This is a genomic window from Cytobacillus sp. FSL R5-0377 (assembly GCF_038004385.1).
Taxonomy (GTDB): Bacteria; Bacillota; Bacilli; order Bacillales; family Cytobacillaceae; genus Cytobacillus.
In genome coordinates, this window is sequence record NZ_JBBORA010000001.1 from 3,931,562 (window position 1) to 3,956,877 (window position 25,316).

Consider the following 25,316-nt stretch of genomic DNA (forward strand, 5'->3'; position numbering starts at 1 on the left):
CTTGAGTATATGACTGAGAGATAAAAAGGCTGATATTCAGCTTTGGGAGGTGCTGCAAGTGATCCGAGGGGTGAGGGGAGCCGTCACCGTAGAACAGAATTGTGAGGCTGAGATATTAGAAGCGACTGAGCTGCTCATCAGGCAGATGATTCAGGAGAATGAGATTGTACCTGATGATGTTGCTTCTGTCTTTATATCCGTTACGGAAGAATTAACAGCAGCCTTTCCCGCAAAGGCAATGCGTTCAATAGAGGGCTGGACATATGTTCCAGTCATGTGCATGAGCGAAATCCCTGTTGAGGGATCACTCCCCAATTGTATCAGGGTTATGATGCATGTGAATATGGATGTTCCTCAAAAGGATATCCGCCATATTTATTTGCGTGGAGCCATCAGGCTTCGGCCAGATCTGAACACCACGAACTCTCCTTAAAGGAGAGTTTTGTAATAATGCAGTGACAGATCAATCACATTTTAATGCGAAAACAAGTGAAAGTGATAAAAAAAAGAGGTGGATTTAAATGAAGTGGAAGGAACAGCTGTTGAATTTAACTCCTTACCAGCCGGGAAAATCAATTGATCAAGTAAAAAAAGAATATGGTCTGGATAAAATTGTGAAGCTTGCTTCAAATGAGAATCCTTTTGGATGCTCTGAAAAAGTTCTTTTTACAATGAATCAGTCTCCATCATTTTTTGCGCTCTATCCCGATGGATATGCTTCTGAGCTGCGCTCGGTTTTGGCTGGTCATTTAAGCGTACAGGAAGATCAGCTGATCTTTGGCAACGGTTCAGATGAAATAATTCAAATGATTTCGAGAGCCCTATTAAGTCCGGAAACCAATACGGTTATGGCTGCGCCAACATTTCCGCAATATAGGCATAATGCTGTAGTGGAAGGTGCGGAAATCAGAGAAATTCCATTAGTTGAAGGGGAGCATGATCTTGAAGGAATGCTCGCTGCGATCGATGAAAAAACAGCTGTAGTATGGGTATGCAGTCCAAACAATCCGACCGGGAACTATATTAATGAGTCTGCATTACTTTCTTTCCTGCAAAAGGTGCCTCAGGATGTATTGATTGTCCTTGATGAGGCTTATTATGAATATGTAACAGCAGAGGATTACGTCAATTCATTGGATTTAATCCGAAATTATGAAAATTTAATTGTCCTGCGTACATTCTCCAAAATTTATGGCTTAGCGAGCCTTCGGGTAGGCTATGGAATTGCAAATTCTCAAACGATTAAAGCGCTCGAACCGGTAAGGGAGCCGTTTAATGTCAACAAGTTTGCCCAGGCTGCAGCAGCTGCTGCCATAGAGGACCAGAATTTCATTGAAGAATGCAAACGGAAAAATCGTGAAGGGCTGGAACAGTTTTATGCTTACTGTGAAGAGAATGGACTGGATTATTACCCATCACAGGGAAACTTCATATTAATCAATTTTAATGCCGATTCTGATGAGGTGTTTCAATTTTTGCTTGAAAGAGGGTATATTGTGCGCTCAGGCAAGGCACTTGGCTTCCCAGGTTATGTCCGTGTCACCGTTGGTTCTAAGGAACAGAATGAGGGTGTGCTTAGCGCAATGGATCAATACCTTGCAAAGCAGGCAGCAGCCTTGTAGGCACTCGCTGGGGTTAGCAGTATTAAATACTTTTCGATATCCATTCAGAGGCATCATGATGCCTCTGAATTATTTTTAATAAAGGCGGTGAGAGGATGAGAGGAAAAATTTTTATTATTGGCCTTGGGCTGATCGGAGGTTCATTGGCCCTGTCAATAAAAAGGAAGCATAGAGATAGCCTGATCATCGGCTTTGATGTAAATAAAGAGCAGGGGCGCCTTGCCGAGATGCTGGGGGTCGCAGACGAAATTTCTGCTACTATTAAAGATGGGGCGAGGGATGCAGATTTAATTTTAATAGCTGCACCTGTACAGGAAACTCAAAAAGTTATACATATATTAAAAGAATGTGATTTGAAAGACAATGTCATCATTTCGGATGCAGGCAGCACAAAAAAAGAAATTGTCAGCTGTGCAAAGGTGCTAAAGGAAAAAGGAATTACCTTTATTGGAGGACACCCAATGGCAGGATCCCACAAGAGCGGTGTGACAGCAGCAAAAGATTTGCTTTTTGAAAATGCCTTTTATCTGCTCACTCCTGAGGAACATATTCCTGCGGCTGAAGTTGAAAGGTTAAAAGAATGGCTTTCAGGGACTAAAGCGAAATTTCTTACCATTGCTCCTGATGAACATGATTATATAACCGGTATCGTCAGCCATTTTCCGCATGTGATAGCTGCTTCCCTTGTGCATCAGGCGGAAAAAACAAGCCGTACGCACAAGCTGATTCCAAGACTGGCAGCTGGAGGCTTTAGGGATATTACCAGGATTGCCTCCAGCAGCCCGGCCATGTGGAGGGATATTCTGCTCCAGAATAAAGAGGTGCTGCTTAAGTTAATGGAAGATTGGCAGGAAGAAATGGAGATAGTGAAATCCATCCTCAAACAGGAAAATAGTGAGGGCATTTTTGACTATTTTTCCCATGCGAAAACGTTCAGGGATGATCTGCCGCAAAAAGAAAAGGGAGCAATTCCTGCATTTTATGACCTTTTCGTGGATGTACCGGACTACCCTGGTGTCATTTCTGAAATCACTGGATATTTGGCCAAGGAAGAAATAAGCATAACGAATATTCGAATCCTGGAGACAAGAGAAGAAATTTATGGAGTCCTGGTTATCAGTTTTCAAACGGAAGAGGACCGGGATCGGGCAATCACTTGCCTGGAGAAGTATACAAGCTATGAAACAACAATCGGCCTGTAAAACAAATTTGTCACAGTCTAACGGGCGGTTAGACCCTGCTTTAAGAATCAGGAATCAAGTCCGGATAAGCGGTGGCAAACTGATTGTTTCAGCAGGGAGAAAAGCACTTCCCACTATTGGAGTTTTACTTTATCAAACCAGCAAAGGGTGTTTATAGATGATTCCGGCAAAATTGAAATCAGATCTAAAAGGATTAAGCGGAGAAATAGCGGTACCTGGTGATAAATCCATATCTCATCGTTCTGTAATGTTTGGGTCAATTGCAAAGGGGAAGACAGTTGTAACTAATTTTTTGCTCGGAGAGGACTGTCTGAGTACGATAGCCTGCTTCCGCAAGCTGGGGGTAACTATTGAGCAGGAAGGCAATCAAGTGACGATTATAGGGCAGGGAATGGATGGATTACAGGAACCGGATGGTATTCTGGACGTTGGCAATTCCGGTACAACCATACGCCTTATGATGGGGATTCTGGCTGGGCGCCCGTTCCATTCAGTGCTTGTCGGTGATGAATCAATTGCCAAAAGGCCAATGACAAGAGTGACCGCGCCGCTAGGTTTATTTGGTGCGAAGATCCATGGGAGGAAGAATGGTGAATTCACCCCATTATCAGTCATTGGAGGCCCATTATCAGGAATAGCATATGAGCTTCCTGTCGCGAGTGCACAGGTTAAATCATCACTGCTCTTTGCCGGTCTGCAGGCAAGCGGGGAAACAGTCATTATTGAACCTGTGAAGACACGTGATCATACTGAAAGAATGATCACACAATTTGGAGGGGAAGTTGCAGCTGACGGGCAAGCAATCAGGGTTCAAGGAGGCAAAACACTGACAGGGACAGAAATTCACGTTCCAGGTGACATATCTTCTGCTGCTTTCTTCCTAGCTGCTGGAGCCATCGTACCGGATAGTGAGATTACATTACGTAACGTTGGATTGAACCCTACAAGAACCGGCATTATTGACGTATTAGAGCAGATGGGTGCGGATATCAGCATTGAGCCGTATGAAAATGGATCTGCCGAGCCTGCAGGAGATATTACCATCAGAACTTCCAATCTAAAGGGAACTGTTATTGAAGGGTCGCTTATTCCCCGGCTTATTGATGAAATTCCTATTATTGCTCTGCTTGCAACACAAGCAGAGGGAGAAACAGTAATTAAGGATGCGGAGGAGCTAAAGGTTAAGGAAACGAATCGCATTGATACAGTTGTCAATGAACTATCAAAGCTTGGAGCCGTGATTACAGCTACAGAAGATGGAATGGTCATCAAGGGAAAATCATCTCTTTCAGGGGGAACAGTTTCAAGCCATGGAGACCACCGGATCGGCATGATGCTGGCAGTTGCTGCTGCCATTTCTAAGGGTGAAGTCCAGCTTCAGCAGAAAGAAGCAATTTCTGTATCCTATCCGTCGTTTTTTGATCATTTAGATAGCCTTATTTCAGATTGATATATCTTCATTGAAAAAAGAGCTGTATTCCTGCAGCTCTTTTTCTATTTAAGCAGTCATATTTATGTGAAAATTTCATAGCTTGTCATAAGACCGTTTAAGAGGGTGGTTTTATGACATATATAATTGAGAATGCAAATCTGTTAAAGGAAGACAAGCTGTCAAAAACATCAATGGTGATCAGAAATAATGAGATTTCTCTAATGCAGGCTGAATTGAAAAGGTTTCAGTTTACGAGAATGGATGCAGGCGCATTTATTATGTCTGCAGGATTTGTGGTTCTGGATACATCTATCCCGCTGGAAGGGCCTTTTTCAGAACTCAAAGAGTATTATATTCGGGAGTTCATATTAAAAGGATGTACAGCCTTCCTGACAGCTGTACCTGTAAAGCATGAATACGCTTTAAAGAGCAATCTTAAAAGCTGTAAGGCCAGTTTGTTAAGCAGTCCAATAGATTATATCATTGGTGTGAAAATTCCAGTCCGTCTCCTCACCCCTTCTTTTATTAGAAAATGCAAAAGAGAAAGGGTTCCTGTTGTTTTTGTTGAAATACAGAATGCAAAGGAACTTGAACAAGTACCATGGGGATGGCTGCGAGAAGCAATGTTTCCTTATAATTGTCCGCTTGCACCCATCTTTGCAGGCAGGAATGAAAAGGAGAAAGGCAGAATAAATACTATATGGACAAAAATGATGAAGGAAGAGAAAATTCCTTCGATGCCGAATGAGCTGATTGAACAGGAGCCTCTTCCGCGGTCAGTGCTATCCAAAGCAGGAATTTACCCTTTAAAAGGAAATATTCATCAGGGCGGAGAAGTCAGTTATAATTTTTATGAAAAGCCTGAAGAAGGCCTTACCGTTGAAGAATCACAGCTGTTTCATTATCATAGAGATAAACTTGCTGTCACTGTAGTGAAGGGAAAAGTGATCAGAGCCGGACAAGAAGTGATTTTTCGTTCAGGTTTTGGAGAGCATGTTAAAATCAGGACACCAGCTTATTTTAAAATAGCCGATTAGCATTCGAAAGGAATTTAGTATGGATAAAGTAAATAAAATCATCACTCTTTTAGAAAACGGTCATCATGAAGAAGCATTGGAGAGCTATCAGCAAATACTGCTGGATGGTTCCCATGAAGAAAGGTTCCTGCTGGCAGAAGAATTGTTCCAGTATGGATTCCTTGAGGAATCAAAAGCCTTATATGAACGGCTTCTGGAAGCCTATCCGGAAGAAGGGGAACTGCTCGTTCTGCTGGCCGAAACTCATATTGATCTGGGAAATGAGGAGGAGGCTATCCTCGTCCTTGAAAGAATACATGAACATGATCCGAGCTTTCCGCAATCGCTTCTATTATTAGCAGACCTTTATCAAATGGATGGTCTGTTTGAGGTCAGCGAACAAAAGCTCCTGAAAGCAAAGGAATTATTGCCTGATGAGGTAATTGTAGATTTTGCCCTGGGTGAACTATATGCAGAGCAGGGAAGATTCCTGGAAGCAAAGCGGATTTATGAAGCTGTTCTCAGGAAAGAAGAAATCATTGCAGGCATAAATGTAAATCAGAGATTGGCGGATATCCTCAGCGCGGGTGGCGCATTTGAAGATGCCCTTCCATATTATGAAAAAGCGCTTGAAGACAAGCTGGAGATTAATACCCTTTTCAGTTATGCTTTCACAGCGCTGCAAGCCGGATTTAACCGCACTGCTATTGAAAAATTGACTGAACTGAAGGAGCTCGACCCTGAGTACCATTCCCTGTATTTATACCTTGCCCAGGCATACGAGCGGGAGGAAGAAGCCGGCAGCGGTCTGGAAGCGGTCAAGGAAGGCATAAAACAGGACGAATTTAACAAAGAACTATACTTCTATGGCGGCAAACTTGCCCTGAAAAATGGCAATGAAAAAGAAGCAGAAGATATGTTCAGGCAGGCTCTTGCACTTGATCCCGAATATGTCCAGGCAGCAATTCTTTTAAATAAGCTTCTTCTCCAGCAGGAAAGATATGAAGATGTAATCGAAATTACTGAAATGCTGAACGAGCTTGAAGAACCACAGCTTATATGGGATTCAGCCCTTGCTTTTCAGCATATAGAGGAATATTCAGAGGCATTAAACAGATATCAGCTTGCATATACTTTCTTTAAACAGCAGCCGGATTTTCTTTCAGATTACGGATATTTTTTAACTGAGGAAGGAAAAAGGGAAGAGGCTGCCGAAATTTTTAATACATTAATCAAACTGGAGCCCGGCAATGAAGAATATCTGGATATGCTGCAGCGACTCACGGATGATTTTCTTGATTAAATAAGGCAGGTTCCTATAAGTGGCCTTAATGTAATCCAGTAAGACCAAATTTGTCCTTAAGCAGAGGAGGGAATCAAAAATGGCGACCCCTGTATCTGTCAACGAGAAGAAAGATTTTATCCGCTGGTTTTTAAACCATTATCAGCTCAAAAGAAGAGAGTGTGTTTGGATTCTCAATTATTTGATGAGTCATGACCAGCTTATGGAGAAGGTGCATTTTGTGGAACAGGCCCAGTATTGTCCAAGAGGCCTGATCATGTCGACCCATTGTGTGGATGAAGTTCCATTCCGTTTTTACAAAGAGAATGTAATGACCACAGATGCGGAGAAGTCCTTCCATGATATCCGCTTAAACAGGGATGAAGAGATCTATATACAGCTTAATTTCCATGCTTCAAATAAGGCCCATCAATATGCAGCTGTCATGGAGGAAAATCCCTTTATGCCAAAGACACTTCAGATAAACGAAAAGGACCGGCTGATTGCCGAAAGGTTCCTGACAGAAAGCCTGGAAAAGTTCAGAAGAGAAAAACTCCTTGAGCTTATTGATGAAGCATTGGATAAGCAGGATAAAAAAGCATTTAACGTTTTGACTCAGCAGCTGAATAGATTAGAAACTATTTAAGCCTTGCTTTTATAAAAGCAGGGCTCTTATTTTGCCTGCATTTTCTGATTTGAAGCAGTCCAATCATTAATGATATATTAAGGAAGGCAAATATATGTAATGGAGTGAATGATATGAAATGGATATCACAGGATATCGAGATGTTCCTTAAAGAAAGGCAATATGTAGACACTGCTGTTCTGCCTCTCCTTCCTGTATCATTTGGCGATGATATCAAACAGTCTGTAGCCATGACAGAATTTATTTCGCTTCTAAGTGTTCAGCTTGAACGGCAATTCAGAGGACGTCTCATCATGCTGCCAGGATATGCTTACCTTAAATCGGCATCAGAAGAGAGCCTGATCAGCGGCTTGGGCCAATGGGAATCAGAATTGAAAGCACAGGGATTTAAGCATATTTTCCTTTTAACTTCGGACAGTATGTGGAAAACGTTCGAAGACCGGCTGGAAGGAGGCCTGATCTGGCTGCCATCCCTGCCTCTTGAGCATATGGATGAAAATTATCGGAATTCCATTTTGGATGACCAGGTGAAACAGCTGCTGAATCTTTTCGTGCAAAAGTGGCAAAATGGTGAATAGTGTGAATGTTAAGTCGCTCTATTTACATGATTCGCCAAAGGATTATATTGACCTTGAATAAAGATTGATATATCATTGTTATGTCCTAGTTTTATATTGTGTTGAATTTTGTCCGTTGGACTTAACTTCATAATAGAGGGGGGAAAAGTATGAGCAAAAATCGAGTTTCTAGACGTCAATTCCTGAACTATACACTTACTGGTGTAGGCGGTTTCATGGCAGCAGGCATGCTTATGCCGATGGTCCGTTTTGCGGTTGATCCTGTGTTACAGGCAGCTGGTGAAAGTGATTTTATTCCAACAAAGCAAAAAGTGGCTGAAATTACCGAAAAGCCGACAAGGGTTGATTACACTTACGAGCAGCAGGATGCATGGTACACATCCGAAGTTACCGGCACTGCTTGGGTTTATAAGGATGATAAAGGTGAAATTGTTGCATTGTCTCCAGTATGTAAGCATTTAGGGTGCGTAGTTGACTGGAATACTGACAAGTCAAACCCTGATCATTTCTATTGCCCTTGCCATGGCGGTCTTTATACAAAAGATGGGACAAACGTTCCAGGTACACCGCCGGTTGCATCACTTGATGTATTCCCTTACACAGAAAAAGATGGCTTTTTGTATTTAGGCAAGGCTGAACCGCGAAAGGAGGCGTAATAATTGTTAAACAAAATTTATGATTGGGTAGATGAGCGTTTAGATATTACGCCGATCTGGCGGGATATTGCTGACCATGAAGTGCCTGAGCATGTAAACCCTGCACATCATTTCTCTGCATTTGTTTACTGTTTTGGCGGTCTGACGTTCTTCGTTACTGTAATTCAAATCTTATCCGGTATGTTCCTGACAATGTACTATGTTCCGGATATCAAAAATGCATGGGAATCCGTGTATTATCTTCAAAACCATGTTGCATTCGGGCAGATTGTCCGCGGAATGCACCACTGGGGAGCAAGTTTGGTAATCGTAATGATGTTCCTACATACGTTACGTGTTTTCTTCCAGGGAGCTTATAAGAAGCCCCGTGAATTAAACTGGATTGTCGGAGTGCTTATTTTCTTCATAATGCTTGCACTTGGACTGACAGGTTACTTATTGCCTTGGGATATGAAAGCCCTTTTCGCTACAAAAGTAACAATTCAGATCGTAGAATCTACTCCGCTGATTGGAGAATATCTGAAAATACTTATTGCAGGACATTCTGATATTGTCGGCGCGCAGACGATCACCCGATTCTTTGCTATCCATGTATTCTTCTTACCGGCTGCATTATTCGGGTTAATGGCTGCCCACTTTATTATGATTCGTAAGCAGGGTATTTCAGGACCGTTGTAAGAAATAATTTTTTGATCATTGCAAAAGGAGGGGAAATCGCCCAATGCATCGTGGTAAAGGTATGAAATTCGTAGGTGACTCTCGTGTTCCTGCAGAACGTAAACCGAATATTCCGAAAGACTATTCGGAATATCCAGGAAAAACAGAAGCATTCTGGCCAAACTTCCTGTTAAAGGAATGGATGGTAGGGGCTGTATTCCTTATCGGTTTCCTATGCTTGACAATTGCGCATGAGCCGCCGTTAGAAAAAATTGCTGATCCAAGTGATACAGCTTATATCCCGCTGCCAGACTGGTACTTCCTGTTCTTGTACCAGCTTCTGAAATACAGCTATGCATCTGGACCTTATAATGCAATCGGTGCTTTTATAATTCCGGGTCTTGCATTCGGAGCTTTGATGCTTGCACCATTCATTGACCGCGGACCTGAACGCCGTCCGTCCAAGCGTCCTTTAGCAACCGGCTTTATGCTATTGGCACTAGCCGGCATCACTTACCTGACTTGGGAGTCTGTTGCCCACCATGACTGGGAGGCGGCTGCACAGCAAGGTAAGATTGTGGCTGAAGCAGAGTTTGATAAAGAAGACGAAGGCTACAAGATTTTTGAAGCAAACGGCTGTATTTCCTGCCACGGAGGAGATCTTCAGGGTGGTGCAGGTTCACCTGCGCTTGTTGACACCGGGTTAACACCTGAAGAAGTTGCTGACATTGCCAAAAACGGTAAAGGCGCTATGCCTCCAGGAATGTTTAAAGGCTCTGATGAAGAGCTTCAAAAGCTTGCTGAATTCATTTCTGGCCTTGAAAGCAAATAATTAAAAAAGAAGCTGGCATTGCCAGCTTCTTTTTTTTGTCTAAAAAGATTCGTTTTTTTACAGGAGTTTTATGTGGTAAAATGATGAAATAATCGTGTGTATAGAGAAAAGGAGAAAAAACATGAAATGGATCTATCCTTTATTAGGAAGCAGAGCTATGCTTATACTGCTTCTGGTTATCAACACTGCAGGCACCATCTATGGGTATATATGGTATAAGTGGCAGCTGGTAGATACACCGGCTATTTTCTTGCCTTTCGTACCGGACAGCCCTACAGCGAGCCTGTTTTTTATGTTTGTGCTGATCGCCTTTTTATTGGGCAGAAATTGGCCCTTGCTGGAAGCCTTAGCTATTGTAACTCTTATTAAATACGGAATATGGGCTGTAGTTATGAATTTGCTCGTATTTCAGGTTACAGGTGAACTGGACCCTGTTGCTCTAATGCTGATTTTTTCACATGGTGCAATGGCAGTTCAGGGTGTGCTGTATGCACCATTCTATCGTTTTAAAACATGGCATCTTGCTATAACGGGAATCTGGACCCTGCATAACGATGTAATTGATTACGTATTTTTCATGCTTCCCCGCTATCCTATTTTAAACCTTTACACACCGCAAATCGGCTATTTTACTTTCTGGCTCAGCATTTTTTCACTGGGAGCAGCATATTACTTCGTCTTAAGAAAGAATCGGTTTAGCTTGGATATAGCGAAATAGTGCCGTTAATGGGTTATGTAAGGCTATTTACATAAAGCCTGCTGTTTTTTCATACTTTAATTTAATCTCCTAATTGATAATGGCAGTGGCGCTGATCCTCAAAATGCTGACGCGCATCCATCGCCCGGTGATCATTTGATGAAGCTATTATCAATTTTCTTTAGAAGGCTCCTGTATCTTTCTGAATAAAAGTAAGCCCCCGCAGCAAAAATCTGCGGGCTTTTTCATGCAAAAAAACTATTAAAATCGAGCCTTTTCCATTACGCTTTAGGAAGCTAATTTCTCCTTTTGCTGAAAAAAAAGCGTCTGATGTGTATTATTTTTTCCCAAAATTTTTTTCTGGTCTAACCTTGTCCATCTTTTCATATTTATCTAATAGTAATTTGAGGGGGGACAAGTTTGATGAGGCGAAAAGTAATCGCATTCTTAATTATTATTATGTTATTGCCTGGAATGGTGTCTGCAGATAAGACAACAAAAATAGATAAATTAGACCAATTATCTAATGAAGCCTTACAGATGGTTAAGCTTCACAGGTATGAGGATGCCAAGAAGCTGCTGGAGTATTTTTCCGAGCAATTTGTTGCTGTGAACGGCAAGGAAAGGCCATTTACAATGGACGAACTTCGGATTATTACCGTCTCTCACGATGATGCTGTACAAGCTGCGGTGAATACATCTATGAGCCATGAAGAGCGTCTGAATCATGCAACAAAATTCCGGCTTGTAATGGATGCAATTTCCTCTAAATATCAGCCGTTATGGACTGAAATGGAGAAGCCGATTATGTCGGTATTTGGTGAGGTAAAGGAAGCAGCATATAGCGGCAATAACGAAAACTTCCATTCACATTTGAATTCTTTTTTATCTTTATATGAGGTTATTTATCCCAGTCTGAAGATTGATGTTGATGCAGAAAAAGTACAAAAACTGGACGCCCGCATTAATTTTATTGATCATTACCGGCCACAGGTACTCACCCAGCAGGCAAGCCAGCAGGAGCTTGCTGCATTGGAAAATGATCTGCAGACTATCTTTGATGAAATGACAGAAGATGAAACTGATCCATCCCTCTGGTGGGTGATCATCTCAACCGGAAGCATAATCATCATTACATTATCTTACGTAGGATGGAGAAAATATAAAGGAGACAGGGCTAGACAAAAAAATAGATCATAAATATAAAAGGCTGGCTTCGCAAGGTTTGATGCTTTTTCCTATATTACCTGCTGAGCTGAATCTGGCAGAAGATGCAGGTTTCTCGAAAATGCATACTTTTCCTTCGTGAACTAGGAAGCTTATATAAGATTCTTATGAAGCAGCTCGATGGCTGAGACCAAGCAGACACGCAGCATCGAGGATGCTCATCGCCCGCCCCATTTTTCTCTGGGGTGCATGGAGAGGAAATTTACGGGCATTCATATTAGATAAACAACAATATTTATGCTGATAATCAAAGTCTTCCGTTTTGCAATCAAGAGAAAAGGGAAAAGATAGGACAGAGCGATTTATATGCTGGACTTCAGGCCAGCTGTAAAAATCACCATGACCAGCTTAATGGGAGGTAACAAAATGGGAGGATATCTCATTTATTTTGCAATAATTATTCTTGTTCCGCTTTGGGCACAAATGAAAGTAAAGGGAGCTTACAGCAAATATTCAAGAGTTCCTTCATCTACTCAAATGAGGGGGGCAGAGGTAGCCAGAAGAATACTGGATGCAAATGGTCTATATAAAGTTGTCGTTGAGGAAACCAGGGGGCATCTAACGGATCATTATGATCCGCGAACCAAGACTGTGAGGCTTTCAGCAACAAACTATCATGGCCATTCTGTGGCTGCTGCTGCTATTGCAGCCCATGAGGTTGGCCATGCCATCCAGGATAATCAGGATTACGCTTTTCTTCGTTTCCGCCATGCGCTCGTGCCCGTTGCGAATCTTGGTTCAAATTTCTCCTGGATTCTGATCATGATCGGTTTTTTTGCGGGCTTGAGCGGTATGGTGCTTCTTGGAATTATCTTTATGGCAGCAGCAGTGGTTTTTCAGGTAATCACACTTCCGGTAGAGTTCAATGCCTCTAATCGTGCGATGGATCAGGTGGTATCTCTGGGCATAATCAGAAACGATGAAGAAAGAGAGACAAAAAAAGTATTGAATGCAGCCGCTTTGACATATGTGGCGGCAGCAGCTGTGGCTGTGCTGGAACTGCTGCGTTTAATTCTTATCTATACAGGTATGACCAGATCTGAGTGAAAGCCGGCAATGCCGGCTTTTTTAATGAAAAAAGTGATGCCTTTGGGACATCACTTCGATATTTATCGTTCAACCGGCTTTTTATTTTCATCCAGGGTAAAGCCTTCCCCCAATACATCATGTACAGCTGTGACAGAAACAAATGCATGAGGGTCAACAGATGTGATTGCATTTTTTAACCGCACAATTTCATTGCGGCCGACAACACAATACAATACTTCCCGCTCTTTTTTAGTGAAGGAACCATGGCCTTTTAAAACTGTTACGCCCCGGTCCATCTCTTTCATTATTTTTTCGGCAATTGCATCATTCTGTTCTGATATGATCATGGCCCCTCTTGCAGCATAAGCCCCTTCCTGCATGAAATCTATTACCTTAGCACCTATAAACACAGCAACCAGCGTATACATGGCCTCCCTGTAGTTTAAATATGTAATTAATGAAAGGGCTATTACAAAAAAGTCAAAAATGAACATAGTCTTTCCCATGCTGACTCCGGCATATTTATGGACAAGTCTCGCAATTATGTCGACCCCGCCTGTTGTGCCTCCAAACCTGAAAATAGTCCCAAGCCCGATTCCGATAAATACACCCGCGAATAATGAAGCAAGAGTCAAGTCCTCTTTTAAAGGCATTTCAATCTGGTACCGCTGAAAAATCCATAAAAATACCGACACACTTACCGTTCCGATAATGGTATAAAGAAAAACATTTCTCCCCAGCAGTTTCCATCCAATAAAGAAAAGAGGTATATTTAGCAGAAGGTTAGTATAGGAAGGGTCCCATTCGAAAAGGAAGTACAAAAGCAGGGTAATACCGGTGAAGCCTCCTTCAGCCAAGTTGTTTTGCATATTAAAGTGAACAAGTCCCCATGAAAAAATGGCCGAGCCGAGCAAAATGAAAAAAATATTCTTAAATTTTAATCCAGAAAACATAATATCCCTCCGCTGCCTGAATATCACAATATCAAAGTGTCTCTAATTATATAAGATACAGATTATAAGAGCAATAACATCAGAGGACAAGGTGCGGCCGACTGTTCATCTATAAGCCATGATAAAAAATATTTGTAAAATAGCTGAGCAATAGCTTAACATGAAAAGTGGAATTCAGAGTATATAGAAAATCTAAATAGAAGCTGAGGTGAGAGTATGGATACTCCAAAAACAATGAAAGATATGCAAACAGAAGTAGATCAATACATAAGCCAATTCAAAGAAGGTTATTTCAGTCCATTAGCGATGTTAGCAAGGATGACGGAGGAACTTGGTGAATTATCCAGGGAAGTAAACCACCACTATGGTGAAAAACCAAAAAAATCTACAGAGGAAGAAAAGGCTATTGAAGAAGAACTTGGAGATATGCTCTTTGTTCTTATATGCTTTGCCAATTCCTTAAATATTGATTTAGAAGAAGCGCACGATCGTGTAATGAAAAAATTCAGCACGCGTGATAAAGACAGATGGACAAGAATTGAAGAATAGAAGGAGAGAGGACAATGGATAAAGTTAAAGTTATTATAGCGGGACCGCGGGGGAGGATGGGAAGTGAAGCCGTCCATCTGGTTAATCGTACAGAGAACTATGAGTTAGCTGCTGTGATCGATCATAAAAATGGAGGTGGCTTTCTTGGCGATTTTGAAGGCTTCTCACAATTTGGCCAAGTTCCGATATATACAGATCTTGCTCAATGCTTTCAGGAGCTAAGTCCCGATGTACTGATCGATTTGACCACTCCGGAGGTAGGGATGTTCCACACAAAAACGGCCCTGGAATATGGTGTAAGGCCAGTAGTTGGAACAACAGGCTTTTCAAAGGAAAATCTGAATGAGCTTGAAGAACTCTGCCGTGAAAAAGAAATTGGCTGCATTATTGCCCCGAACTTTGCACTTGGTGCAGTTTTAATGATGAAATTCTCCCAATTGGCCGGAAGATATTTTAATGATGTAGAAATTATTGAGTTGCACCATGATCAGAAATTGGATGCTCCATCTGGAACTGCGGTTAAAACAGCTGAGATGATTGCTGATGTAAGAACTGAAAAGGAGCAGGGGCACCCGGAGGAGAAGGAAACGATTCCAGGTTCAAGAGGCGCAAATTTCGATGGCATGCATATACATTCTGTACGCCTGCCAGGCCTGATTGCTCATCAGCAGGTAATGTTTGGCTCTGAGGGCCAGACATTGACCATCCGTCATGACTCGTATAATAGAGCTTCCTTTATGTCAGGAGTAAAGCTTGCTGTTGATACAGTGTTAAAAATTGATACGCTCGTTTACGGGCTTGAAAATATTATTGATTAGAAAGGGGTGCCGACATGAATATTGCCCTAATTGCCCATGATAAGAAAAAGGACGATATTGTTAGGTTTGCAATCGCCTATAAATCTATCCTTGCTGATCATACGCTTTATGCAACCGGAACAACCGGTTCACGAATCATGAAAGAAACAGGCCTTTCCATACATCGTTTTCAGTCCGGGCCGCTTGGCGGAGACCAGGAAATTGGAGCTCTAATTGCCAACAATAAAATGGATGTGGTATTTTTCTTCAGAGATCCCCTGACAGTTCAGCCCCATGAGCCGGATGTCTCAGCTTTAGTGCGCCTTTGTGACGTTTATGCTGTACCGCTCGCCACCAATATGGGCACAGCGGAAATTATTATTAAAGGCCTGGAACGCAACGATTTATCATGGAGGAATATCGTAAGTGAAAAAGGTGAAATGAATGAACCCAGCTAAACTTGATATTCTGGCATTTGGTGCGCATGCTGATGATGTTGAAATCGGCATGGGCGGAACTATTGCCAAATTTGCCTCTGCCGGAAAACAGATTGGAATATGCGACTTGACCCGGGCAGAGCTTTCTTCCAATGGAACGATAGAAATCCGAAAAGACGAAGCTTTGAAAGCAGCGGACATTCTGGGAGTTCGTATTCGGGAGAATCTTAACCTGCCTGACAGGGGCTTATTTTATAACCAGGAATACATAAAAAAGATTGCTGAAATGATCCGGAGATATAGGCCTGCAATTGTGTTTGCGCCATATATGGAAGACAGGCATCCAGACCATGGGCACTGTGCCCGCCTGGTGGAAGAAGCTGTTTTTTCAGCAGGAATCAGGAATTTTGAAACAGGCGGCAATCCTGGTCCGCATAAGGTGAAAAGCCTTCACTTTTACATGATAAATGGTTTCCATAAGCCTGACTTTCTGATTGATATATCCGCTTATATGGATAAAAAAATTGCAGGTCTTGAAGCTTACCAGAGTCAATTTACTAAAAGCCCGGGTTCTTTTGATACACCGCTTGTCAATGGTTATATTGAAACTGTTGCAGCGAGGGAAAGCCTGTTTGGAAAACAGGCAGGAGTTCAGTATGCAGAGGGTTTTAAGGTTAATAATCCCTTACTGCTAAATATGGATATATTCGGTGGAGAATTATGAGAAAAAAATTAAAAATAGGGATCACCTGCTATCCTACTGTGGGAGGATCAGGTGTTGTGGCGACGGAATTAGGGAAATTGCTTGCCGAAAAAGGCCATGAGATTCATTTTATTTCATCCAGTCTTCCTTTTAGACTGAAAAGAATGTACCCCAATATTTTTTATCACCAGGTGGATGTCAATCAATATTCTGTATTTCAATACGCACCTTATGATATTGCGCTTGCAAGCAAAATGGCAGAAGTGATAAAACGTGAAGGGCTTGATCTGCTTCATGTGCATTATGCAATTCCCCATGCCGTTTGTGCGATTCTGGCAAAGCAGATGAGCGGTACAGATATTAAGATTGTTACCACCCTTCATGGGACAGATATTACAGTTCTCGGGTATGACCCGTCACTTACAGATGCGATCCGGTTTGGAATCGAAAAATCTGATGGAGTTACAGCTGTTTCCAAAGCGTTAATATCACAAACTTATGACCTGATCAAACCTGATAAGTCCATAAGTGCTGTTTATAACTTTATAGATGAAAGAATTTATAGAAAAACCGATTCTCATTACCTTAAAGAAGAATATGGCATTAACCCCGGTGAAAAGGTGATCATTCATGTTTCAAATTTCCGCGGTGTAAAGCGGGTGCCGGATGTTGTTAAAGCCTTTGCAAAGATATCTGAAAAAGTTCCTTCAAAGCTCCTGTTAGTAGGAGACGGACCGGAAATGAGTGTTATATGCAGACTGGTGAATGATCTGCAGCTTAAAGACAAGGTTTTGTTTTTGGGAAAGCAGGATAATGTGGAGGAGCTTTACAGCATCAGTGATTTAATGCTCTTATTATCCGAGAAGGAAAGCTTTGGACTTGTTGCCCTTGAGGCAATGGCATGCGGAGTGCCATGCATCGGTACAGATGTCGGCGGGATTCCCGAAGTAATAAGCGATGGTGAGACCGGCTATATTTGCACCATGGGTGATATAACTGATATCTCGCGAAAAGCAGCTAAATTGTTAACTGATGAGAAACTGCTTAAGAAGTTTTCTTCTCAATCCATCTCACTTGCAAAGGAAAGGTTCAGTGCCGGCCGTATTGTCATTCAATATGAAGAGCTTTATTATGAACTTCTGGAAAAAGGTGACCGCTGATGAATGAAGCTTTCGAAAAGGCAGTACCTGTCCTTGAGAAGTTAGAAGCTTCAGGTTATGAGGCTTATTTTGTAGGAGGTTCGGTCAGGGATTATATTCTTGGAAAAGAAATAGCAGACGTCGATATTGCCACTTCAGCTACCCCGGAGGAAGTAAAAGCTATTTTCTCAAAAACCCTAGATGTGGGTATTGAGCATGGTACTGTGGTGGTTCTATATCATGGCACACCTTATGAAATTACAACCTTCAGAACAGAGGCGGAATATCTGGACTTTAGGCGGCCATCAGAAGTGCAATTTATCAGATCACTTGAAGAGGATTTGAGAAGAAGAGATTTTACGATGAACGCCATTGCTATGGATAAAGACGGGCAGCTTATTGATCCCTTTAACGGCAGGGGCGCTATAGAGGAAAAAAGAATCTGCACTGTAGGCAAGCCGGCTGAGAGATTTACAGAAGATGCCCTTCGAATGATGAGAGCAGTCCGGTTTTTCAGTCAGCTGGCATTTGAGATTGAGAAAGATACTTATGATGCGCTGGCATCTCTGTCTCATTTACTTGAAAACATTGCAGTGGAAAGAAAGCTGGCAGAGTTTGAAAAGCTGTTGGCAGGAACCGGCAGGATGAAAGCCCTTAAGGTTATAGCGGAAACCGGATTGTCTAATTATCTTCCAAAATTGTCCGGCTTTGAGCAGGAATTGAAAGAAGCGGTAAATTATAATGCATCTGATCTGACAGCAGATGAAATGTGGGCCCTTCTTGCCTGCCTCTTTAAGCTGGACGAGTCGCAGACTGAAGCTTTTCTGAAAAGCTGGAAACTGCCTGTAAAGAGGATAAAAAAGATAGTGTCGATCATAAGCTGGATCCGGTACAGAGCTAAAAACGAGTGGGATAACTATTCCCTTTATCAGGCAGGGGGCAAATTCCTGAACGCGGAACGGGTCCGGAACGTTATCCAGCATGAGGACTCAAGCAGGGGAACAGATATCCTGCTGAGTCAATATCACTCCCTGCCGATTAAAGAGAGAAGCGATCTGAAGCTTAATGGAGATCAGCTTATGCATTGGTTTGGAAAACCCCCTGGTCCATGGATAAAAGCAGAGCTTGAAAAGACTGAAAAAGCAGTATTGCGCGGGGAAATGAGAAATAGCAATGAATCCATAAGGGAGTGGCTCATAAAGTGCAATCAGAAATCAGGAACAAATTGATTGATGCTTTTACGACAAGTGATGAAAAATACCTTTCAGGCCAGTATTTAGCTGACCTGATTGGCTGTTCAAGAACGGCTGTGTGGAAGCATATTGAAGAGCTCAGGAAAGAAGGCTTTGAATTGGAAGCGGTCAGAAGAAAAGGCTACCGCATAATAAAAACACCTGAAAAGGTTACTCCTGATGAAATAAGGCTTGGTTTGCAGACTGAAACACTTGGACGCCAGATTCATCATGAAGAAAGTGTTGATTCAACTCAGAAGATTGCGCATCGCCTTGCTTACGAGGGTGCACAGGAAGGAACGATCGTCATAGCTGAAGAACAGCTTTCAGGCAGGGGGAGAATGGACAGGAGATGGCATTCCCCAAAATCAACAGGCATTTGGATGAGTGTTATTCTTAGACCGAACATTCCGCCTCCGAAAGCACCGCAGCTGACATTGATTACAGCAGTGGCTGTTGTACAGGCAATTGAAGAGCTGACCGATTTATCACCGCAAATTAAATGGCCGAATGATATTTTGATGAACGGGAAAAAGGTTACTGGAATTCTGACAGAACTGCAGGCGGATGCAGACCGGATTATTTCTATTATTATTGGCATTGGCATCAACGTTAATCAGCAGCTGGATGATTATCCCGATGAGCTTAAAGAAGTTGCTACTTCATTATCCATTGAAAAAGGCGAAAAGCTTTCAAGAGCTGAGCTGATTAAGATCTTGCTTGGTAAATTGGAAAATCTGTATAAACTTTATTTGGAAAAGGGCTTTTATCCGATTAAACTGTTATGGGAAAGTTATGCAGTCAGCATCGGCAAGAGCCTTACCGCAAGAACGATTACCGGAAGCATATATGGCAAGGCTCTTGGTATTACCGATGATGGGGTCCTGATGATTGAAGACAGCAGCGGGAAAGTCCATCACGTATATTCTGCAGACATTGAGCTGGATGCCTAGAATTCCGGCCAGAAATTTTTTATAGCCAAATCTTTTGCCTTTTTGTTATACTTTTTATGGGCAGTATCCTTAACAGAACTGCACCTTTTTGAGGAATTACCAACATAATATTTCTGCCTAGATCCAAAAATGGACCGGGACAGAGGGATAAACTGATATGTGAGCTATTTACAAAATCCTTCTGCCATCAGAAGGATTTTTTTAATGTTTATAAAACTTCGATAACTTTGTAGCTCCAGCATCTGCCCCACGAGGTCACGCTTGTCGGGGTGGGCAAGGCGCTTCCGCTTTTCCTGCTCATTTTGAAGTTTTATTGCCTCTTCCTGAATAAGGAGGACGAATGATGAAGCAAACAACAGACTTTTTAAGAATGAAGGAAAATCATGAGAAAATTGTTATGCTGACCGCCTATGATTTCCCTGCTGCTAAACACGCTGAAAAAGCCGATGTGGACATGATACTTGTCGGGGATTCACTTGGTATGGTAGTGCTTGGCTATGATTCAACAGTACCTGTTACGATGGAGGATATGATTCATCATGGAAAAGCTGTCAAACGAGGGGCACAACAAACTTTTATTGTGATTGACATGCCGTTTATGAGCTATCATTTGTCCGAGAAAGATACACTGTTAAGTGCGGCAAGGCTCATTCAGGAGACAGGTGCACATGCTGTTAAGCTTGAAGGCGGTGATGAAGTCGCACAGCAAATCAGGGCTTTAACTAAAGCAGGCATTCCTGTAGTTGCCCATCTTGGACTGACCCCGCAATCCGTAGGGGTCCTTGGAGGCTATAAGGTCCAGGGGAAAAACGCTGAAGCAGCGAGAAAACTGATAGAGGATGCAAGGGAATGTGAGAAAGCCGGAGCCTTTTCCCTTGTTCTTGAGTGTGTTCCAAAACAGCTGGCAAAGCAGATTACGGAAGAATTGAGAATTCCAGTGATTGGAATTGGGGCCGGAAAAGACACTGATGGACAGGTCCTTGTGTACCATGATGTATTGGGATACGGTGTAGATCGTGTGCCCAAGTTCGTGAAACAGTATGAAAACCTGAACCCGATAATCGGCGACAGCCTCACTAAGTATTCCGCGGAAGTCAAGAATGGAACATTCCCTGATGATTCCCATTCTTTCAGAATGAAAGAGGAAGAGCTTCTGAGTTTATATGGAGGAAAAGCATGAGAACGATTACAGATATAAGAGAAATGCAAAGTATTGCTTTGCAGCTTAAAAGGGAAGGAAAAGCAATCGGCTTTGTACCGACAATGGGATATTTGCATGAAGGCCATCTATCATTAGTAAGAAATGCAAAGAAAGAAAATGATATAACAGTTGTCAGCATCTTTGTCAATCCGCTGCAATTTGGCCCAAAAGAAGATTTAGCGACATACCCAAGGGATTTAGAGCGTGACAGCAGCCTTGCAAAGAAAGAGGGCTGCGATTATCTTTTCTTTCCTTCAGCAGATGATATGTATCCTTCCACATTGTCCGTAACGGCTAAGGTACAGGAGCGGACAGATGTTTTATGCGGAAAGTCCCGGCCTGGACATTTTGATGGTGTCGCCACAGTCCTGATAAAACTTTTCAACATTGTTCAGCCGGATAAGGTTTATTTTGGAATGAAGGATGCCCAGCAGGTGGCTGTTGTTGACGGACTTGTACGAGACTTTAATATTCCAGTCGAGATTGTCCCTGTAAAGACCGTCAGAGAGGAAGATGGCCTTGCCAAGAGCTCGCGGAATGTACATCTTTTGCCGCCAGAACGCGACCAGGCTTCTGCTCTCCACCAAAGTCTTAAGGTTGCGGAATCACTGGTAGCCGAAGGGGAGTACGATCCCGTGAAGGTTATCAGCAGCATCAAAGAATTTATTGAAAAAAACACAAGCGGGGAAATAGATTATATTGAAATTCTATCCTATCCTGATCTTAAACCGCTTTCCCGTCTGGAAGAAAAGGTAATTATTGCAATGGCCGTTAAATTTAGTAAGGCCCGCTTAATCGATAACACAATATTATCAGTTCAAAAAGATAGCTAAGGGAGGAAGTCAGCATGTTTCGCACCATGATGAATGGCAAGATCCATCGTGCAACAGTAACAGAAGCCAATTTAAATTATGTTGGCAGCATCACTATTGATACAAATATTATTGAAGCGGTAGGAATGGCACCAAATGAAAAGGTCCAAATTGTGAATAATAACAATGGTGCAAGATTTGAAACCTATATCATTCCTGGGGAAAGAGGCAGTGGAGTAATCTGTGTGAATGGGGCAGCTGCACGTCTTGTTCAGGAAGGCGACATTGTCATAATCATTTCATATGCTCTTGTTCCTGATGAAAAGGTGCCATATCATGAACCAAAGGTAGCCATAATGGACAGCAGAAATCGGATCACTGACATGATACATGCAGAACCGGAAAGCACAGTGCTATAGTGTATTAACCAGAGCGGAACTCTTTTGGAGCTTCGGCTCTTTTTTATAATCGGCAGCGAATAAGGGACCTGAGCAAGTGAAGAAAATAAAGAGGGAGAAGTATTTGCCTTTTTCTTTTTCCGTTTTTGTGATACCTTTTGAATGACTGAATATAGAGGTGTTAGCCATGGGTAATAAATATGTTGTAGTGGATTTGGAAACAACCGGGAACGCCCCCAAAAAAGGCGATAAAATAATACAATTCGCTGCTGTGGTAATTGAAAACGGAAAAATAACAGAGCAATATTCCTCCCTTATTAACCCGGAGCAATCCATTCCCCCTTTCATTGAAGAACTGACAGGTTTGTCAGATGAAATGGTTGAGAACGCCCCGCTTTTCTCGGAGGTTGCCCCTAAAGTTCTGACTTTGCTTGAGGGTGCCTATTTTGTGGCTCACAATGTTTTGTTTGATCTGTCTTTTCTGCAGGAGGAATTGATTGAAGCGGGATATAACGGGTTTTACGGTCCTGTCCTGGATACAGTGGAGATGGCGCGAATTCTTTTTCCCACTGCAGATAGCTATAAATTGTCGGATCTGGCACTTCGGGAAGGCCTTAATCATGAACGTCCCCATCAGGCAGACAGCGATGCATATGTTACGGCTGAACTCCTGTTAATATTGTTGAATAAGCTTAAAAACCTTCCTCATACCACCATTGAACGCCTGCATAAGCTGTCTGGAGGCTTAAAGAGTGACCTTGATATACTTTTGGACGAGCACCATTTAATTAATGAAAGTAAGATTGAGCAGCTTGCAGATGATATTGAAGTTCACCGGGGGATTGCTTTAAAAAGAGGGACGGGACAGCAGGCGTCTGCAGACTCAGAGTTTCAGGGCTTTCCTATTCGTGAAGAGGAAAAACAGGCTTTGTTCATTAAAGCTTTCCCTGCCTATGAAAAAAGGGAAGGCCAATTCATCATGATGGATTCAGTTTATGAGGCTTTTAATAACAAACAGCATGCATTGATAGAGGCAGGGACTGGTGTAGGGAAATCCTTGGCATATCTCGTTCCTGCAGCTCTATATGCTAAGAAGAGCGGAAGAACTGTCATTATCAGTACATATACAACACAGCTGCAGGAGCAGCTGCTTTCTAAGGATATTCCCCTGCTGCAAAAAATGCTGTCATTTTCGCTTAGCACTGTATTGCTAAAGGGGAGAAGCCACTATATAAGCCTTGCGAAGTTTGTCCAAACGCTAAGAGATGAGGAAGATAATTATGATACAATCCTCAGTAAAATGCAGATTCTTGTCTGGCTTCTGGAGACTGATACGGGTGATATTGATGAATTAAACCTCTCAAGCGGCGGGATGATCTACTGGAGCAGAATTAAGAATGATGAAACAGCATTTTTGCAGGATAAGTCGTGGATCTCCAGAGATTTTTATCTGAGGGCAAGAAAGGAAGCACAAAACGCTGATATCATCATTACGAATCATTCCCTGCTTTTAACTGATCTTACAGCAAGTAATGCTATTTTGCCGGAATTCAGCCATGTGGTGATCGATGAGGGGCATCATTTTGTTAAGGCTTCCGGGAAACATTTCGGAAACAAGCTGGATTATTTATCATTGCGGCTGCTGCTTGGACAAATTGGAATGATTGAACAGAAACAGCTTTACTATAAGCTGGAGAAGCTTGTGGAGGAGAAAGCAGGGACACGTGATGATCTCATGCATTCCTTTGAAGTCAACCAAGTGATAGCTGATATTCTTCATGAAATGGATGAATTGTTTAGAGTAATAGCGATTTTTGCTAAAAAGAACAATAAAGCTAAAAAAAGTGTAAATCGAATTTCAGTAAGATTTAATAAAAATGGCTCCAATAAGGAAACGAAGGCAGTATTAACGAGTGCCGAACGTTTTGGTTTCATGCTTAAGGATTTAATCCAGGCTATAGACAGCCGTGTGTGTGCAGTTTCAGCGATTAAATCGGCTCTTTCTCTTGAGGAAAAGGCATTAATGGAGGAAGTGGCTTCTATTGTGGATGATTTGCGGGATATAAATGATGATTTAAATCACATCTTTCACTTGCCGGGAGAGGAATTTGTTGTATGGGTAGAAATGGATACCCGCTCAGCGCAAAACGCCACGACTGTTTATGCACAGCCTGTATCGGTTTCTGATTACCTTAAAGATCAATTCTTCAGCCAAAAGGAAAGTGCAGTCATTACATCTGCCACTTTATCTGTAAAAAATTCTTTTAGTTTCATCTTAAAGGAATTGGGGCTGGAGGAGCATCAATGCACGCTTAAGCAAATTCAATCTCCTTTTGATTATCAGAATCAGGTTAAGCTCTTAGTTTCTGATGATTTGCCTGAAGTAAATGCAGTGCCACTCGAAGAGTATGTGGCATCCATTACCGAGCATATTATTTCAATTGCGGAAGCAGCAAAGGGAAGAATGCTGATACTTTTCACTTCACATGAAATGTTAAGGAGAACCCATGAGCTTATCAAGGAATCAGGGTTCCTGGAGGATTATGCTATTATTGCCCAGGGTGTGACAAGCGGAAGCAGATCAAGGCTCACGAGAAACTTTCAGCGTTTTGAAAAGGCCATTCTCTTGGGGACAAGCAGCTTTTGGGAGGGTGTTGATATCCCGGGTGAGGATCTTTCCTGTCTGGTAATTGTAAGACTGCCTTTTTCACCGCCTGATGAACCGATGGCGCAGGCAAAAAATGAGCAAATTGCCAATAAAGGAAAAAACCCGTTCTCCGAATACTCATTGCCTGAGGCAATTATCCGCTTTAAGCAGGGGGTTGGGAGGCTGATAAGAACAAGTTCCGATAGGGGGGTCATCGTCATATTTGACCGGAGAATCATCACCGCAAGATATGGAAAAGCATTCCTGGATTCCATTCCTCCTATCCCTGTTGAGAAAAACAATATTGATGAAATTGTTGAATTGATTAATACTTGGCTATAAAATTCAGTGTATTTTCACTTTCTTTTAGGCTGTTTTCATAAGAGTTGTTGCTTTTGTATCCTATTTTCTGAGTTGTTGCAGCGGAAGGTGCGAGGACAGGTGAGACCCCGCCGACGCGCAGCGCCGAGGAGGCTCACCGCAGCTCCGCAGAACGCTTGGGCAGCCCTTCGCAGCAAATAACGGCAACATTGATAGGCGAAAACAATAATTTACACGAAAAGAGCCTGCTTTTATGATGACAAAGGTCCGTTAAGCAGGATAAATTTAGATGATTAAC

General features: G+C 42.2%; 26 protein-coding genes. 25 read left to right on the plus strand and 1 reads right to left on the minus strand.

The window, feature by feature from the left end; all coding sequences use genetic code 11:
- Positions 1-58: 58 nt before the first annotated feature.
- From aroH to NSQ49_RS20115, 14 genes are all read left to right on the plus strand, one after another.
- Positions 59-433 (plus strand): chorismate mutase, encoded by a 375-nt coding sequence (gene aroH / locus NSQ49_RS20050; protein WP_159864336.1) that lies wholly within the window; start codon positions 59-61, stop codon positions 431-433.
- A gap of 88 nt (positions 434-521) precedes the next feature.
- Complete coding sequence (gene hisC, locus NSQ49_RS20055; RefSeq protein ID WP_251283636.1) at positions 522-1,622, plus strand: histidinol-phosphate transaminase; 1,101 nt, start codon at positions 522-524, stop codon at positions 1,620-1,622.
- A 95-nt stretch (positions 1,623-1,717) separates the two neighbouring features.
- Positions 1,718-2,824: a prephenate dehydrogenase gene (locus NSQ49_RS20060; protein ID WP_159864330.1), complete on the plus strand. Its 1,107-nt coding sequence runs from the start codon at positions 1,718-1,720 to the stop codon at positions 2,822-2,824.
- A 157-nt stretch (positions 2,825-2,981) separates the two neighbouring features.
- Positions 2,982-4,274, plus strand: a complete 1,293-nt coding sequence (aroA, locus tag NSQ49_RS20065) for a 3-phosphoshikimate 1-carboxyvinyltransferase (protein ID WP_251283635.1) — start codon at positions 2,982-2,984, stop codon at positions 4,272-4,274.
- A gap of 113 nt (positions 4,275-4,387) precedes the next feature.
- On the plus strand, positions 4,388-5,293 hold the full coding sequence (locus tag NSQ49_RS20070; protein WP_159864324.1) for a hypothetical protein: 906 nt from the start codon (positions 4,388-4,390) through the stop codon (positions 5,291-5,293).
- A gap of 19 nt (positions 5,294-5,312) precedes the next feature.
- Positions 5,313-6,575 carry a tetratricopeptide repeat protein gene (locus NSQ49_RS20075; protein WP_159864321.1) on the plus strand — a complete coding sequence of 421 codons (1,263 nt, stop codon included), beginning with the start codon at positions 5,313-5,315 and terminating at the stop codon, positions 6,573-6,575.
- Positions 6,576-6,654: 79 nt separating this feature from the next.
- On the plus strand, positions 6,655-7,200 hold the full coding sequence (locus tag NSQ49_RS20080) for a ReoY family proteolytic degradation factor (RefSeq protein WP_251283634.1): 546 nt from the start codon (positions 6,655-6,657) through the stop codon (positions 7,198-7,200).
- A gap of 113 nt (positions 7,201-7,313) precedes the next feature.
- Complete coding sequence (locus NSQ49_RS20085) at positions 7,314-7,778, plus strand: YpiF family protein (RefSeq protein ID WP_159864318.1); 465 nt, start codon at positions 7,314-7,316, stop codon at positions 7,776-7,778.
- Between the two features lie 149 nt (positions 7,779-7,927).
- Positions 7,928-8,434, plus strand: a complete 507-nt coding sequence (locus tag NSQ49_RS20090) for a QcrA and Rieske domain-containing protein (protein ID WP_159864315.1) — start codon at positions 7,928-7,930, stop codon at positions 8,432-8,434.
- Positions 8,435-8,437: 3 nt separating this feature from the next.
- Positions 8,438-9,112: a menaquinol-cytochrome c reductase cytochrome b subunit gene (gene qcrB / locus NSQ49_RS20095; RefSeq protein ID WP_009332736.1), complete on the plus strand. Its 675-nt coding sequence runs from the start codon at positions 8,438-8,440 to the stop codon at positions 9,110-9,112.
- Positions 9,113-9,155: 43 nt separating this feature from the next.
- Positions 9,156-9,923: a menaquinol-cytochrome c reductase cytochrome b/c subunit gene (locus NSQ49_RS20100; RefSeq protein ID WP_159864312.1), complete on the plus strand. Its 768-nt coding sequence runs from the start codon at positions 9,156-9,158 to the stop codon at positions 9,921-9,923.
- 121 nt (positions 9,924-10,044) lie between these two features.
- Positions 10,045-10,641: a DUF1405 domain-containing protein gene (locus NSQ49_RS20105; RefSeq protein ID WP_159864309.1), complete on the plus strand. Its 597-nt coding sequence runs from the start codon at positions 10,045-10,047 to the stop codon at positions 10,639-10,641.
- A 402-nt stretch (positions 10,642-11,043) separates the two neighbouring features.
- The gene (ypjB, locus tag NSQ49_RS20110) at positions 11,044-11,820 is read left to right on the plus strand and encodes a sporulation protein YpjB (RefSeq protein ID WP_251283646.1); all 777 of its coding nucleotides are present in this window, start codon (positions 11,044-11,046) and stop codon (positions 11,818-11,820) included.
- A gap of 393 nt (positions 11,821-12,213) precedes the next feature.
- The gene (locus NSQ49_RS20115; protein ID WP_159864306.1) at positions 12,214-12,894 is read left to right on the plus strand and encodes a zinc metallopeptidase; all 681 of its coding nucleotides are present in this window, start codon (positions 12,214-12,216) and stop codon (positions 12,892-12,894) included.
- A gap of 62 nt (positions 12,895-12,956) precedes the next feature.
- Here the strand turns inward: NSQ49_RS20115 and NSQ49_RS20120 are convergent, their stop codons facing one another.
- On the minus strand, positions 12,957-13,829 hold the full coding sequence (locus NSQ49_RS20120) for a YitT family protein (protein ID WP_159864303.1): 873 nt from the start codon (positions 13,827-13,829) through the stop codon (positions 12,957-12,959).
- Positions 13,830-14,045: 216 nt separating this feature from the next.
- Here NSQ49_RS20120 and NSQ49_RS20125 point away from each other — a divergent pair, with 216 nt between their 5' ends.
- From NSQ49_RS20125 to dinG, 11 genes are all read left to right on the plus strand, one after another.
- Positions 14,046-14,378 (plus strand): nucleotide pyrophosphohydrolase, encoded by a 333-nt coding sequence (locus NSQ49_RS20125; RefSeq protein ID WP_159864300.1) that lies wholly within the window; start codon positions 14,046-14,048, stop codon positions 14,376-14,378.
- A 14-nt stretch (positions 14,379-14,392) separates the two neighbouring features.
- Positions 14,393-15,196 carry a 4-hydroxy-tetrahydrodipicolinate reductase gene (dapB, locus tag NSQ49_RS20130; RefSeq protein ID WP_251283633.1) on the plus strand — a complete coding sequence of 268 codons (804 nt, stop codon included), beginning with the start codon at positions 14,393-14,395 and terminating at the stop codon, positions 15,194-15,196.
- A gap of 14 nt (positions 15,197-15,210) precedes the next feature.
- On the plus strand, positions 15,211-15,633 hold the full coding sequence (gene mgsA / locus NSQ49_RS20135) for a methylglyoxal synthase (RefSeq protein WP_159864294.1): 423 nt from the start codon (positions 15,211-15,213) through the stop codon (positions 15,631-15,633).
- A complete protein-coding gene (gene bshB1 / locus NSQ49_RS20140) occupies positions 15,620-16,336 on the plus strand; it encodes a bacillithiol biosynthesis deacetylase BshB1 (RefSeq protein ID WP_159864291.1) in 717 nt (238 codons plus the stop codon). Before mgsA ends, bshB1 begins: the two co-directional genes overlap by 14 nt.
- Complete coding sequence (gene bshA / locus NSQ49_RS20145; RefSeq protein WP_159864288.1) at positions 16,333-17,475, plus strand: N-acetyl-alpha-D-glucosaminyl L-malate synthase BshA; 1,143 nt, start codon at positions 16,333-16,335, stop codon at positions 17,473-17,475. Before bshB1 ends, bshA begins: the two co-directional genes overlap by 4 nt.
- Positions 17,475-18,683, plus strand: coding sequence for a CCA tRNA nucleotidyltransferase (locus tag NSQ49_RS20150; protein WP_251283632.1), 1,209 nt, complete (start codon positions 17,475-17,477; stop codon positions 18,681-18,683). The genes bshA and NSQ49_RS20150 overlap by 1 nt, the downstream gene beginning before the upstream one ends.
- On the plus strand, positions 18,656-19,639 hold the full coding sequence (locus NSQ49_RS20155) for a biotin--[acetyl-CoA-carboxylase] ligase (RefSeq protein WP_251283631.1): 984 nt from the start codon (positions 18,656-18,658) through the stop codon (positions 19,637-19,639). The genes NSQ49_RS20150 and NSQ49_RS20155 overlap by 28 nt, the downstream gene beginning before the upstream one ends.
- 343 nt (positions 19,640-19,982) lie before the next feature.
- Positions 19,983-20,819, plus strand: coding sequence for a 3-methyl-2-oxobutanoate hydroxymethyltransferase (panB, locus tag NSQ49_RS20160; protein ID WP_159864441.1), 837 nt, complete (start codon positions 19,983-19,985; stop codon positions 20,817-20,819).
- Complete coding sequence (gene panC / locus NSQ49_RS20165) at positions 20,816-21,673, plus strand: pantoate--beta-alanine ligase (RefSeq protein WP_251283630.1); 858 nt, start codon at positions 20,816-20,818, stop codon at positions 21,671-21,673. Before panB ends, panC begins: the two co-directional genes overlap by 4 nt.
- 14 nt (positions 21,674-21,687) lie before the next feature.
- Positions 21,688-22,071, plus strand: a complete 384-nt coding sequence (gene panD / locus NSQ49_RS20170; RefSeq protein ID WP_159864276.1) for an aspartate 1-decarboxylase — start codon at positions 21,688-21,690, stop codon at positions 22,069-22,071.
- A 166-nt stretch (positions 22,072-22,237) separates the two neighbouring features.
- On the plus strand, positions 22,238-25,039 hold the full coding sequence (dinG, locus tag NSQ49_RS20175; protein WP_251283629.1) for an ATP-dependent DNA helicase DinG: 2,802 nt from the start codon (positions 22,238-22,240) through the stop codon (positions 25,037-25,039).
- Positions 25,040-25,316: the final 277 nt, after the last annotated feature.